Below are 12,560 nucleotides of genomic sequence, written 5' to 3' on the forward strand. Positions count from 1 at the left end.
ATCACTTCACAAAAACGGTTCCTCGCCCGGCCTGTGGATGCCGCATTCGGTTTTGTCCCAGCCCTTCCACCGGCCTGATCGCGGGTCTTCACCGGGCGCGACCTGGGTGGTGCAGGGCGAACAGCCGATTGACGGATAGCCAGCCGCGATCAGCGGATGGCGCGGCAGGTCGTGCTGGATGAAATAGCCTTCGATCTGGCCCGCATCCCAATCGATCAGCGGGTTGATCTTGAGCCGCCCAGCTGCGTCCGACGCATCCACTTCAAACCGCGGCAGATTGGCGCGGGTGGCAGCTTGGAACGCCTTCCTGCCGGTGAAACTGGCATCGTAATGTGCCAGCGCTTTTTCCAGCGGCCGCACCTTGCGGATTTCGCAGCAACCATCGGGATCATAAGACCAGCGCAACCCGGTTTCGTCCCGCGCCGCCAGATCAGCCGGATCAGGCGTCAGCACCACAAGGTTCAGCCCCAGCAGCTGCACAAGGCGATCACGATAGGCCAGCGTCTCGGCAAAATGCTTGCCCGTGTCGAGGAACAGCACCGGCACTGACGGATCAACGCTGGCGATCAGGTGCAGCAGCACCGCGCTTTCCGCGCCGAAGCTGGACACAATCGCCAGATCGCCCGCCAGATTATCGCTGATGACGCTTTCGAGCATATCCCGCGTCGTGCTGCCCCGGAACATCCGGTTCAATCGCAAGGCATCGTGATCGGTAAAGCGCGGCGCGAGGTTCAGCGTGTCGCGGGTGCGCGCGGCGGTGGGCAGCGACAGTTCAGGCTTCATGGCGTTGGTCCGCGATGGTGCGGCGCGTATCTGCGGCGCGTTGATAGACATTGTCCCATGTGGCGAAGGCGCGGGCGGCGTCGTCTTCGTCCAGCCGCTTGTCCGGGGCGAAACTGTCAAACCCGCAGCGGCGCATATGGCTAAGCTGATCGATCAACACATCGCCCACCGCGCGCAATTCGCCCGAATAGCCCGCCTCACGCAGAATCCGCGCCGCCGAATAGCCGCGCCCGTCGGTGAAGCTGGGGAAATTGATCTCAACCAGCGCCAGCCGGTCAAGGAAGGGCAGCAACAGCCGCGCATCATCGCCCGGTTCGATCCGCACGGCGGTGGCGTTGGTCTGATCGCAGCAGGAGTCCACGGTGACGGTGCCGTGATCGACCGGTTCATCATCGCGGAACCGGAACTGCACTTCGTCGGGGCTGGTGCCGAGATCGCGGGACTCAACCATACAATGCCTCCTTGAACGGTTCCATGCCGATCCGGCGGTAGGTGTCGATGAAGCGTTCGCCATCAGTGCGCGCGCCAAGATAGACGTCGGTGACAGTCTCGACCGCCGCGATCACGCCGTCTTCGTCAAAGCCGGGGCCGGTGATCTTGGCGAGGCTGACGTCCTCCGCCTCAGACCCGCCCAAGGAAAGCTGGTAATTCTCGGTGCCTTTCCGGTCGACGCCAAGGATGCCGATATGGCCCGCGTGGTGGTGCCCGCAGGCGTTGATGCAGCCTGAAATCTTGAGCTTCAATTCGCCCACCACTTCGGTGCGTCCGCTCTTGGCAAAGCGTTCAGAAATGCGCTGCGCCAGCGGGATCGAGCGGGCATTGGCGAGGCTGCAATAATCAAGGCCGGGGCAGGCGATGATATCCTCGATCGTGTCCATGTTCGGCGCGGCGAGGCCAGCTGCATTGAGCACCGTCCAGATCGCGGGGAGATCGGCAATGCGGACGTGCGGCAGCAGCAGGTTCTGGGTGTGCATCACCCGCAGCTCGTCAAAACTGTATTCGCGCGCCAGCCGCGCCACGATCCGCATCTGATCGGCGGTGGCATCGCCGGGAATGCCGCCCACGGGTTTGAGGCTGATGACGGCGGAGACGTATCCCGGCGCCCTGTGCGGGTGGGTGTTCCGGCGCACCCACAATCCAAACCCGTCATCCCAGCGCAGGCTGGGATCTCCGGCGGCCTTGCTCTGCAATTGCTCCAGGTCCCAGCTTTCGCTGGGATGACGAAACGCGGGCGGTGCGAAATATTCCGCAATCCGCGCCAATTCCTCACGCGGCGGCTCCACCCCCACGCTCAGCAGATGGGTGAATTCCTCCTCGACCTGCCGCGTATATTCCGCCGCGCCGAGTTCGTGGACGAGGATCTTGATCCGCGCCTTGTATTTGTTGTCGCGCCGACCGTAGCGGTTGTAGACCCGCAGGCACGCCTCGGCATAGGTGATCAGCTGATCGATCGGCACGAAATCGCGCACCAGCGGCGCGATCATCGGGGTGCGGCCCATGCCGCCGCCGACATAGAATTGCGCGCCTGTTTCTCCGGCTGCGTTCCGCACAATGCGGATGCCGATATCGTGCAGCCGCATCGCCGCACGGTCTTTTGCGCTTGCGATGACGCAGAACTTGAACTTGCGCGGCAGGTAGGTGAATTCGGGGTGAAAGCTCGACCATTGGCGCAGCAATTCGGCATAGGGGCGCGGGTCGACTACCTCGTCAGCCGCCGCGCCCGCGAAGTGATCGGCGCTGATATTGCGGATGCAATTGCCGCTGGTCTGGATCGCGTGCATCTCGACTTTGGCAAGGTCAGCCAGCGCGTCGGCGGCATCCTCCAGCTTGATCCAGTTATACTGGATGTTCTGCCGGGTGGTGAAGTGGCCGTAGCCGCGGTCATATTTCTCGGCGATGTCGGCCAGCGCCTCCATCTGGCGCGCATTGAGCGTGCCATAGGGGATCGCCACGCGCAGCATATAGGCGTGAAGTTGCAGATAGAGGCCGTTCATCAGCCGCAGCGGCTTGAACTGGTCTTCGGTCAAGCGGCCTTCCATGCGGCGGCGCGCCTGATCGCGGAATTCTTCCACGCGGGCATCGACCATGGCCTGATCGTATGAGTCGTATTGGTACATCAGATCACCCAGTCCCAGCCGGTTTTATCCGCAGTCGGCACCGCCAGATCGCGCCGCACCGTCGGGCCGAGCGCGCGCACGCGGTCTTTGATATGCGCGGGGCGAACATGGCCTGCCGCGTCGATACTGGCGTCAATTGCGTATGGCACATTGACCCGGCGCGCGGCCTCTTCGCGGGCGAGGATTTCTTCTGCGTCATCACCTGCATCGACCGCATCATCGACGAACAGCGACCAGCCGGAGCCGTTCCACCACACCACCGCGCCCGAACGCAGGTCATTGCCGGTGAGGATTTTCATTGCGCGGCCTCCTTCGCGAGCGCTGCGACGGCGTCATTTTCACGCGCCGTAACCTCACCAATCACGATCAGCGCGGGGCTTTTCACCGCTTCGCGCTCAACGAGATCGGGCAGGCCTGCCAGCAGCCCGCGCAGCACCCGCATTTCGGGGCGCGCGGCGTTTTCGATCACGGCGATGGGCATATCGGGGGCAAGCCCGTCTGCCATCAGCTTCTCGGCAATTTGCGGCGCGTTGGAAACGCCCATGTAGATCACCAGCGTGCGACCCGCGCCCGCGAGGCCTGACCAGTTCTGTTCGCTCAATCCCTTGCACTGACCAGCTACAAAGCTGACGATGCTGGAAGCGTCGCGGTGCGTCAGCGCAATCCCGCTCGCTGCGGCCGCGCCGTTAGCCGCCGAAATGCCGGGGATGATTTCGACCGGAACGCCCGCCGCGCGCGCGGCCTCGGCCTCCTCACCGCCGCGCCCGAAGATGAACGGATCGCCGCCCTTCATCCGCACGACATCGCGGCCCGCCAGCGCCTCATCCACCAGCAGCGCGTTGATATCATCCTGCGCCATGGTGTGGCGCGCGCGGCGTTTGGCGACCGAGATCAGCCGCGCATCGGGTCGCACCAACGCAAGAATATCGGGGCCGACAAGGCCATCATGCACGATCACCCGCGCAGCTTCGATCAGCCGCGCGGCGCGCAGGGTGAGAAGGTCTGCCGGGCCAGGCCCCGCGCCAACCAGATAGATGGTGCCAATCTGCATGACACTGCAAATGGGCGAGCGTGCGCTGCCGTGCCAGCGAGAATGGATTGGAGCCGTAAAAGCCCAGCTATCGGATCGAGGGCTCGTCTGCCTGCTTGCGGCTTTCGAGCGCCGCGATCAGCGCCTTCATTTGTTCATTGTCGCGCAGGTTGATGTCGCGCTGCGGGAAGGGGATTTCGATCCCGTTTTCCTTGAACAGCCACCACAGGTTTTTCAGCACTTCGCTGCGGACATTGCCCACCCCGTCTTCGGGATCGGTGATCCAGCAATGGATGGTGAAATTGACCGAGCTATCACCATATTCGCTCATCCACACGGTGGGCGGCGGGGTGTCGAGCACCCGGCGCGCTTTCTTCGCCGCTTCCAGCATCAGTTTTTCGGCCAGTTCCATATCGGCATCATAACTGACCCCGACATTGACCTGAAAGCGCACATTTTTGGAAGAATAAGACCAGTTTTCAACCTGATTGATCATCAGGTTTTCGTTGGGAATCAGATATTCGCGTTCATCACGGGTGGTGACTGATACCGCGCGGATGCCGATCTTGCGGATCTGCCCAAAGGTGTGGTTGCCCGCCATGTCGCTGACCGCGATCACATCGCCCGGCTTGATCGATTTATCCATCAACAGGATGATGCCCGAAATCAGATTGCCGAAGGTCTTTTGCAGCCCGAACCCGATGGCAAGCCCGAACGCACCCGAAAACACCGTGAGCGCGGTGAGATCGATCCCGAGCAGATCGACGCCCACGAAAAACGCCGCCACCCAGATGATGATCGTGGCGATTTTCTCGGTCAGCACGCGCTGCGTGCCGTCAAGCGCGGTCAAGCGGCGCAGCGCGCTGCGCGTCAGCCGGGTGGCGAACCATGCGATGGCCAGCACCAGCAGCACGGCCACCAGTGCGAACAGGATGTCGAATGCCGATACGCGCCAGTCACCGACTGCCACCGCCCAGCTATCCAGCCGGTTGATGATCCCGCCGATGGTCTCGTTAGTCGCCGCAATATCTGCGCGCGCGCTGTCTGCGCCGCTGACGATTTCGGCCGGGGCGGGGGCTGGGGTTGGGGCCAAGACGGGGGAGGGCGTGCTCATCCGACAGTCTCCAAAGCCTGCGCCAGATCGGCGATCAGATCATCCGCATCCTCCAACCCGATGGCGAGCCGGATCGCCGGGGCGCCGGTGCCGGGCATGATGCTGCGATGATCCTCGGGCCGGATCGGCAGGGCCAGGCTTTCATACCCGCCCCAGCTATAGCCGATGCCGAACAGTTCCAGCGCATCGGCCACGCGGGCAGAGGCCTGCGGATCATCGCTCGTCAGCACGAAGGCGAACAGGCCGCACCCGCCAGTGAAATCGCGCTGCCATAGTGTGTGGCCGGGATCGGACGGCAGCAGCGGGCAGAGCACCCGCGCCACCTGTGGCTGGGTTTCCAGCCACTGCGCGATTTTGAGCGCGGTGCGGGACTGCGCGTCGAGCCTCAGACCCATGGTGCGAAGGCCCCGTGCAGCCAGCGCGGCATCATCGGGCGAAACCACCTGCCCCAGTTCCTGCGCGGTGCGGCGCAGCGCGGTGTACCAGCGTTTGCCCGCGCTCGCCGCGCCCATCATCAGATCGGAATGACCGCCGACGTGTTTCGACAGGCTCATCATCACGATATCGCAGCCGTGGCTAAGCGCGGCAAAGCCGAGCGGCCCCGCCCAGGTGTTGTCGATCAGGCTGACCGCGCCATGTTCGCGCGCGATAGCGGCAAGGGCGGGCACGTCGCACAGCTCAAACGTCAGGCTGCCGGGGCTTTCCAGCCAAACCGCGCGCACCGGATCGGCAAACAGCGCGCGGTAAGCATCGATATCGCGCGGGTCGAAGAAGGTCGTCGTCACCCCCATCCGTTTGAGCAATCCGGTCGCCATGCTGCGCGATGGGTCATAGGCATTGTCTGCCATCAACAGGTGGTCGCCGGGTTTGAGCACCGCCAGCAGGCACCCGGCAATCGCCGCCACCCCGCTGGGATAGAGCACCGTGCCGTGCGCGCCGGGTTCAATCTGCGTCAACGCTTCGGCCAGCGCCCACTGCGTCGGCGCGCCGCGCCTGCCGTAGAAGAACTGCCCGTCAGCATTGTTACCGCCCGCGGCGTGGCGATCAGCGTCCTGTTCATACAGGTGGGTCGATGCGCGCCACACCGGCGGGTTGACCACCGGCCCGGTCCATTCCTTGCGCCGGCCGCCGCGCACCAGCTTGGTCGCGGGTTTCAGATGTTTGCCATCGCCGCCGCTCATGCAGCCGGTCCTTGCGCTTTGGGCGTGGCGGGATCGGCGCTCCATTCGCTCCAGCTGCCATCATAGAGTGCAATGTCGTGCTTGCCGATCAGGTGAAGCGCGAACAACAGCACGCTCGCCGTCACCCCGCTGCCGCAGGTGGTGGTGACGGGGCGCGTCAGATCGACCCCGGCGGCGGCAAAGGCAGCGCGCAGATCAGCGGGCGATTTGTAGGTGCCGTCCGCGTTCAACACCTCGGTAAACGGCAGGTTGAGCGCGCCGGGAATGCGCCCGTTCGGCCCGCCATGCACCGGATCGGTGCCGCTGCCGAACACCCGGTCGGCACTGCGCGCGTCGAGCACCTGTTCGGCCTGCGTATCCAGATTGGCGAGCATCTGCGCCTTGCTGCGCACGCTGCGCGCCGGGGCAAGGGGGGCGGGGGATGCCGGGGCGATTTCGGGCGCGGAGCCTTCCATCGCGCGGCCCTCGCCGCGCCACTTGGCCAGCCCGCCATCAAGGATCGCGACCTTATCCCACCCGCAGGCGTGCAGCATGAACCACGCCCGCGCCGAGGTGCGGATCATGCTGTCATCATAAAGAATGATGGTGTCGTTCGGGGCGACGCCTAGTTCTCCCAGCCGCTCCGCCAGTTGTTCAGGGCGAGGCAGGGCAGCAGGCACGCTGGAGGTCTGATCGACAAGGCTGGCGAGGCCCAGAAACCGCGCGCCGGGGATATGCCCGTCGGCAAATTCAGCCGCAGCATCGCGTCCGGCAGCGGGCAGGTGATGCGAGGCATCGAGGATGGCAAGGCCCGCCGCATCGCCTTGCGCGGCAAGCCATTCGGTCGAGACCAGATCGGGGATGGGGTTTGTCATGCCGCATCCCTAGCGCGCCAGTGGCGCTGGCGCAAAGTGCAAGCTTGGCTCTATGCGCTTGCACCCATCGACCAATCGCGGCAACAGCGCGGCATGGAAAGCACACCTGAACAGCCCGCGGCCAAGCCGACACTGGCCCCGCAATTCCTTGGCAAGGATACGCCCATGCCAACCTCGCCAGAGGATGCGCGGCTCGATTACGTGCCTAACCCGCGCCCGGGCCACACCTATCTGGTGCGGTTTGCCGCGCCCGAGTTCACCTCGCTCTGCCCGGTGACGGGTCAGCCCGATTTTGCCCATCTGGTGATCGATTATGTGCCGGGTGAGACGATTGTCGAGAGCAAGAGCCTGAAATTATTCCTCGGCTCGTTCCGCAATCACAATGGCTTTCACGAAGATGTGACGGTCGGCATCGGCGCGCGGCTGTTTGATGAAATGCGCCCGCAATGGCTGCGAATTGGCGGATACTGGTATCCGCGCGGCGGCATTCCGATCGATGTATTCTGGCAATCCGGCACGCCGCCCGAAGGGGTGTGGCTGCCCGATCAGGGCGTCGCCCCCTATCGCGGGCGCGGTTGATCGTGTTCGGGTTTGCCAAGCCAAGCCCGAATCACATCGCCAGATCCAGCTGCAAGAAACGCGGCGCGGTTTTGTTCGCGGCGCGCCATTTCGCCAACGGGAATGCGCCTGCGCCCAGCGCTGCCAGCGGGATGCCCGCTTCGGCCAGCGAATAGGGTGAAATCCGATTGCGGGTCATGAACCCACCCCCGCCGTCGCTGATCAGCGTGGTTTCGAATTGCAGTCCCTGGCTGCTTTCGGAGGCATTCACCACCTTGCTCACCACCAACTGGCCGTGGCCCAGATCAAGCACCACGTCGGTGCCAACCGGCACCCCGGCCAGCCCGGTTATGCGCGCGCCCGATTTGGACAGGTTGCGCAGGATCACCTGATAATAGTGATCCTCATGAATCAACCCGACCTTGCGGAAGATCGAAATGCGATCGGAACGGTGGCGCGGCGGGCCGTTCGGGGTGACTTTCATGGCGCAGTTGCTGACCTGCGCCAGCACTTCTTCCTGCGGAAGCGCCTGCGAATAGATATAGCCTTGCACCAGATCCGCGCCGCGCTGCTTCACCAGGTCAAGCTCGTCCATTGCCTCGACCCCTTCGGCGACGGTTTCCATGCCCAGCGCCTTGGCCAGCGCAACGATGGCGGTGATGATCGCCGGGTTGGTATCGCCATTTTCGGTGCAGCCGCGCACGAAGCTCTGGTCGATCTTGAGCTTGTCGAAATGCCCGTGCTTGAGATAGCCGAGCGATGAATAACCGGTTCCGAAATCATCCAACGCCAACCGCACCCCCAGCTTTTTGAGATCGCGGAAGATCGCGTCCACTGTTTCCAGATCACCCACAAACACGCTTTCGGTGATTTCCAGCTCCAGCCGCGATGGTGACAGACCGGACACTTCGAGCGCAGCGGCGATTGTATTGCGGAACCCAGCCCGAACGAACTGCTTGGCAGAGACATTCACCGCGACCTTGATTGCCTCGGGCCATGCCATCGCGTCGATGCAGGCCTGGCGCAGTGCCATGTCTCCGATTCTGATTATCAGATCGTCATTTTCCGCAATCGGGATGAATTGCGTTGGGGAAATCACCCCCTGTTCGGCGTCATGCCAGCGCAACAGCGCCTCAAAACATTTGACCTCGTTGGTGACCGGATCGACCAGCGGCTGATAGGCGAGCGTGAGGTCGCCCCGGTCCACTGCATCGCGCAGGCGGTCGCCCAGCACCGCCGTGCGCGAGGCTTCATCGCGCAGTTCGGTTGTAAAAAAGCAGAAGGTGCCGCCGTTGGTGCCTTTGGCGGAATAGAGCGCCATGTCCGCCGCGCTTGTCAGTTCGTCGGTGTCGATCCCGTCATAAGGCGCAATCGCAATCCCCACCGACGTGCCGATAATCGCGCGGCGTCCACTGACCTGATAGGGCTGCGACACCGACTGGACGATCCGGTTGGCCAGTTCGCTCAGGATCCCGCGGTCATCCATGTCGGGCAGCAGGATCTGAAATTCATCGCCGCCCAACCGTCCGACCTCGCCGCGATCCTTGACGATAGCGGTCAGACGCTGCGCGACCTGTTTGAGCAATTCGTCGCCCGCCGGGTGGCCCATCGTGTCGTTAACCTGCTTGAACCGATCGAGATCCAGCATCATCAGCGCGCAACTGCGCTTGGTGGCCCGGAACGCGGCCAAGGTTGCGGTCAGCCGTTCGTTCAGTTTCCGACGGTTGGCCAACCCGGTCAGCTCATCAACCTGCGATTGCCGCGCGATCTGCGTTTCGTAGAAATACTGGCCCGAAATATCGACCGCGCTGCCGCGGTAGCCGAGAAATTCGCCGGTGGTATCCAGCAGCGGCCGACCATTCAGCCGCCACCAACGGGTGGTGCCGCGGCCGCCTTCGAACGCGACGATCTGTTCTTCCAGCTTCGACCGCGCCTTGAGCTTGAACGACAAGGAACGCTGGGTCGGGGCGCCCGGCTCGTTATCGATATCGCGGAACGTCTGTGCCATCGGTTTGCCGATCAGGGATTCGCCATCCTGACCAAGGTCTTCGAGCGCGCGCTGCGACAGGAACGTCAGGCGATCATCGGCATCGGTCGCCCAGAACATGCCGACGCCAAGTTCTTCTATGTCACTGAGCACTGCCGTGCGTTCGGGCCGGGCGTCACATGGCGCCGGGGCGGGAACATCGGCCTGCGCCTGCCCAGCCTGCCCGCGCACGGATTTGAAGAAGCCCAGTGCCATTGCCTGTCCCTGTTTTTACGTCGTCATTCGTGCGTGGGCTGCACTGCTGTATCGGCCACTGACCTTGGTCATAGGCAAGGTTCACCCCGCCAGCAGGCCTATAGCCCCGCCGGGATTGAAAAAACGTTACAGCAACTTGCGGTGGGGCCGTGGGCAAGAGGGTTTGTTCGTGAGGTTGGGGAGATGCCCCGTCGCTTGCGCTCGGGAGTTTCGATGGAAAACCATCCCCCGGATGGTTTTCTCTGATCGAAACTGGTGCCGGCTACAAGATTCGAACTCGTGACCCCCTGATTACAAATCAGGTGCTCTACCAACTGAGCTAAGCCGGCACATGGCTTGTCCGAACGCGCCTTAATCTTACAACGCGCCGAAAGTCCAGCCTTCGGTGTGGGCGATGGCCGGGGTTAGGCTGGGCGGGTGCCACAGATCGCGGGTTTCGTGGACGCGGCGCAGCCATGCGGCGGTGATCAGGGCGTCGGAGGCATGGTCGTCAATCGCGCCTGCGCCCTGCACCGGGGCGGTGTCCAGCGTATCGAGCGCCTTGTTCAGCGCCTCGTAAGTCCGCAGCTTGGTTGCCGCGCCGGTCATCCCGCCAAGCCGCGCCGAAAGCGAGGTGTAGATTTCAGTCACCACCGATCCGCTGTCCGGCAAGGGATCGACCGGCCACACCGGCACGCGCCCAGCCAGGCGGTGCAGCATCCGCATTCCGGTGAGGCTCGATTTGCCGACCTGCGCCGCGCCGACGAGGTTGAAATTGCTTACCGGCCGCACGCCCTGCGCCCGCTGCGCGGCCTCGGCCACCCGGAACCGCCCTTCGCGGGTGGCTGCGCCGGGCAGGTGGAAGCGGTCGCCCTGATGATCCTTGCCGTGGCGGAAATAGCGGGCGGCCTCGGCGTGGGTGACGAAACCGCCTGCCTCAAGGTTGGGATCGCCGGCGCACAGGCGGTCGATCATGGCCCACAGCGCGCGTGCATCGCCGGGGCTGGCGTCCCACCCGGGAAAGAACGCGCCTGCATCGGCGAAAGGCAGGCTGATGCCGAGGTCGAGACCGACCAAACTATCGCCGGGCAGATCGCACAGCAGCGCCAGCACTTCGCTGCGCGCCCAGCCTTTCGGATCGGGTGGGGCGATCAGCAAGGGCGGCCCGCCCTCGGCCAAGGCAACAGCGAGCGCGATGCCTTTCTGGCGCGGGCCTTTCGCGCCTGACCAGTCGATCGCGAGGAAGTGGGAGAAGCGCAAACCTAGTGTGCGCTCCCGCGCAGGCGGGAGCCTCCGGCGGCTCGGCGCAATCTCGCCCGAGATCCCCGCCTGCGCGGGGACTCACATTTCATTGTGCCGCTCGCTGCGCAGCTTGTCCCAGTACTCCAGCCGCTTCTTCACCTCACGTTCGAAACCGCGTTCGACGGGCGTGTAGAACACCTGCGGTTCCATCCCTTCGGGCCAATAATCATCGCCCGAAAAACCATCAGGCGTGTCGTGATCATAGGTATAGCCCTTGCCGTAGCCGAGGCTTTCCATCAGCCCCGTGGCCGGGTTGACGATGTTCATCGGCGGCATCAGGCTGCCGGTGTCCTTGGCCGATTTCCACGCGGCTTTCTGCGCCAGATAGGCGGCGTTGGATTTGGGCGCGGTGGCGAGATAGAGGCACGCTTGCACCAGCGCCAATTCGCCTTCGGGGCTGCCGAGGAAGCGGTAAGCCTCCATCGCTGCCATGCATTGGGGCAGGGCGTGGGGGTCAGCCAGCCCGATATCCTCCACCGCCATCCGCACCAGCCGCCGGGCGAGGAACAGCGGTTCTTCGCCAGCGGTCAGCATCCGCGCGAGGTAATAGAGCGCGGCCTGCGGATCGCTCCCGCGCACCGCTTTGTGCAGTGCGGAGATGAGGTTGTAATGCCCGTCGCGGTCCTTGTCATACACCGCGACGCGGCGTTGCAGGAACGCGCCCAGCGCCTGCGGGTCGAGCGGCTCGGAAAGCCCGGCGGCATAAAGCGTTTCGGCCTGCCCCAGCACAAACCGCCCGTCGCCATCGGCCTGCGCGATCAACGCGGTGCGGGCCTCTGGCGTGAGGGGGAGGGGGCCTTCGAGGTTTTCCGCCTTCGCCAGCAGCGCCGCCAGCGCGCCTTGATCCAGCCGGTTCAGCACCAACACCTGCGCGCGGGAAAGCAGCGCGGCGTTGAGCGCGAAGCTCGGATTCTCGGTGGTCGCGCCCACCAATGTCACCACCCCGCGTTCGACAAACGGCAGGAACCCATCCTGCTGCGCGCGGTTGAAGCGGTGAATCTCGTCCACGAACAACAGCGTCTTGCGCCCCGCGCCCGCGAATTTCTCGGCCTCGGCAAAGGCTTTCTTCAAATCCGCCACGCCCGAAAACACCGCGCTGATCGCGGCAAAGCGCATTCCCACCGAGTCGGCCAGCAGGCGGGCGATGCTGGTCTTGCCGGTGCCGGGCGGCCCCCACAGGATCATGCTGGAAAGCCGCCCCGCCGCCACCATCCGCCCGATGGCGCCTTCGGGGCCGGTCAGATGTTCCTGCCCGACGACCTCGGCCAGCGTCGCGGGGCGCAAACGGTCGGCCAGCGGCGCATCGGCGGCCGCCGCGGTCAATGATGGCTCAGGTGCGTCTTGTCCGAACAGATCAGTCATTCATCGGGCGTGATAGGCGCATGGTCGGAAAAAGAAAC

At 64.1% G+C, this 12,560-nt stretch carries 12 protein-coding genes and 1 tRNA gene; 1 reads left to right on the plus strand and 12 read right to left on the minus strand.

Translation table 11 applies throughout. The annotated features are described in order from the left end of the window. Positions 1 to 6 precede the first annotated feature (6 nt). The 8 genes from ACSSV3_RS05685 to ACSSV3_RS05720 form a co-directional block, all read right to left on the minus strand. Complete coding sequence (locus ACSSV3_RS05685; protein ID WP_354322839.1) at positions 7 to 783, minus strand: phosphoadenylyl-sulfate reductase; 777 nt, start codon at positions 781 to 783, stop codon at positions 7 to 9. Then, positions 773 to 1,234, minus strand: a complete 462-nt coding sequence (locus tag ACSSV3_RS05690) for a DUF934 domain-containing protein (RefSeq protein ID WP_354322841.1) — start codon at positions 1,232 to 1,234, stop codon at positions 773 to 775. Before ACSSV3_RS05690 ends, ACSSV3_RS05685 begins: the two co-directional genes overlap by 11 nt. After that, positions 1,227 to 2,900, minus strand: a complete 1,674-nt coding sequence (locus ACSSV3_RS05695) for a nitrite/sulfite reductase (protein ID WP_354322842.1) — start codon at positions 2,898 to 2,900, stop codon at positions 1,227 to 1,229. The genes ACSSV3_RS05690 and ACSSV3_RS05695 overlap by 8 nt, the downstream gene beginning before the upstream one ends. Beyond that, positions 2,900 to 3,199 (minus strand): DUF2849 domain-containing protein, encoded by a 300-nt coding sequence (locus ACSSV3_RS05700; RefSeq protein ID WP_354322844.1) that lies wholly within the window; start codon positions 3,197 to 3,199, stop codon positions 2,900 to 2,902. The genes ACSSV3_RS05695 and ACSSV3_RS05700 overlap by 1 nt, the downstream gene beginning before the upstream one ends. Further along, on the minus strand, positions 3,196 to 3,951 hold the full coding sequence (gene cobA / locus ACSSV3_RS05705; RefSeq protein ID WP_354322846.1) for a uroporphyrinogen-III C-methyltransferase: 756 nt from the start codon (positions 3,949 to 3,951) through the stop codon (positions 3,196 to 3,198). The genes ACSSV3_RS05700 and cobA overlap by 4 nt, the downstream gene beginning before the upstream one ends. Before the next feature lie 67 nt (positions 3,952 to 4,018). Beyond that, positions 4,019 to 5,044 (minus strand): mechanosensitive ion channel family protein, encoded by a 1,026-nt coding sequence (locus ACSSV3_RS05710; RefSeq protein ID WP_354322848.1) that lies wholly within the window; start codon positions 5,042 to 5,044, stop codon positions 4,019 to 4,021. Next, positions 5,041 to 6,225 carry a cystathionine beta-lyase gene (gene metC, locus ACSSV3_RS05715; RefSeq protein ID WP_354322850.1) on the minus strand — a complete coding sequence of 395 codons (1,185 nt, stop codon included), beginning with the start codon at positions 6,223 to 6,225 and terminating at the stop codon, positions 5,041 to 5,043. The genes ACSSV3_RS05710 and metC overlap by 4 nt, the downstream gene beginning before the upstream one ends. Continuing rightward, the gene (locus ACSSV3_RS05720) at positions 6,222 to 7,079 is read right to left on the minus strand and encodes a sulfurtransferase (protein WP_354322852.1); all 858 of its coding nucleotides are present in this window, start codon (positions 7,077 to 7,079) and stop codon (positions 6,222 to 6,224) included. Before ACSSV3_RS05720 ends, metC begins: the two co-directional genes overlap by 4 nt. 93 nt (positions 7,080 to 7,172) lie before the next feature. Here ACSSV3_RS05720 and queF point away from each other — a divergent pair, with 93 nt between their 5' ends. Next, positions 7,173 to 7,658 (plus strand): preQ(1) synthase, encoded by a 486-nt coding sequence (gene queF / locus ACSSV3_RS05725; RefSeq protein WP_354322854.1) that lies wholly within the window; start codon positions 7,173 to 7,175, stop codon positions 7,656 to 7,658. Between the two features lie 31 nt (positions 7,659 to 7,689). Here queF and ACSSV3_RS05730 read toward each other — a convergent pair whose 3' ends face one another. From ACSSV3_RS05730 to ACSSV3_RS05745, 4 genes are all read right to left on the minus strand, one after another. Beyond that, positions 7,690 to 9,879, minus strand: coding sequence for a putative bifunctional diguanylate cyclase/phosphodiesterase (locus ACSSV3_RS05730; protein WP_354322856.1), 2,190 nt, complete (start codon positions 9,877 to 9,879; stop codon positions 7,690 to 7,692). A 253-nt stretch (positions 9,880 to 10,132) separates the two neighbouring features. After that, positions 10,133 to 10,208: transfer RNA gene (locus ACSSV3_RS05735), tRNA-Thr, on the minus strand. 28 nt (positions 10,209 to 10,236) lie between these two features. Beyond that, complete coding sequence (locus ACSSV3_RS05740; protein ID WP_354322857.1) at positions 10,237 to 11,118, minus strand: hypothetical protein; 882 nt, start codon at positions 11,116 to 11,118, stop codon at positions 10,237 to 10,239. 81 nt (positions 11,119 to 11,199) lie between these two features. Further along, positions 11,200 to 12,522, minus strand: coding sequence for a replication-associated recombination protein A (locus ACSSV3_RS05745; RefSeq protein ID WP_354322859.1), 1,323 nt, complete (start codon positions 12,520 to 12,522; stop codon positions 11,200 to 11,202). Positions 12,523 to 12,560: the final 38 nt, after the last annotated feature.

The organism is Porphyrobacter sp. MBR-49 (genome assembly GCF_053628655.1).

Excerpts from the sequence above, each read along its gene's own strand:
- ACSSV3_RS05695 (WP_354322842.1), bottom strand. The coding sequence starts at position 2,900 with ATGTACCAATACGACTCATACGATCAGGCCATGGTCGATGCCCGCGTG.
- cobA (WP_354322846.1), bottom strand. The coding sequence starts at position 3,951 with ATGCAGATTGGCACCATCTATCTGGTTGGCGCGGGGCCTGGCCCGGCA.
- queF (WP_354322854.1), top strand. The coding sequence starts at position 7,173 with ATGGAAAGCACACCTGAACAGCCCGCGGCCAAGCCGACACTGGCCCCG.
- ACSSV3_RS05685 (WP_354322839.1), bottom strand. The coding sequence starts at position 783 with ATGAAGCCTGAACTGTCGCTGCCCACCGCCGCGCGCACCCGCGACACG.
- ACSSV3_RS05745 (WP_354322859.1), bottom strand. The coding sequence starts at position 12,522 with ATGACTGATCTGTTCGGACAAGACGCACCTGAGCCATCATTGACCGCG.
- ACSSV3_RS05700 (WP_354322844.1), bottom strand. The coding sequence starts at position 3,199 with ATGAAAATCCTCACCGGCAATGACCTGCGTTCGGGCGCGGTGGTGTGG.
- metC (WP_354322850.1), bottom strand. The coding sequence starts at position 6,225 with ATGAGCGGCGGCGATGGCAAACATCTGAAACCCGCGACCAAGCTGGTG.
- ACSSV3_RS05720 (WP_354322852.1), bottom strand. The coding sequence starts at position 7,079 with ATGACAAACCCCATCCCCGATCTGGTCTCGACCGAATGGCTTGCCGCG.
- ACSSV3_RS05690 (WP_354322841.1), bottom strand. The coding sequence starts at position 1,234 with ATGGTTGAGTCCCGCGATCTCGGCACCAGCCCCGACGAAGTGCAGTTC.
- ACSSV3_RS05730 (WP_354322856.1), bottom strand. The coding sequence starts at position 9,879 with ATGGCACTGGGCTTCTTCAAATCCGTGCGCGGGCAGGCTGGGCAGGCG.
- ACSSV3_RS05710 (WP_354322848.1), bottom strand. The coding sequence starts at position 5,044 with ATGAGCACGCCCTCCCCCGTCTTGGCCCCAACCCCAGCCCCCGCCCCG.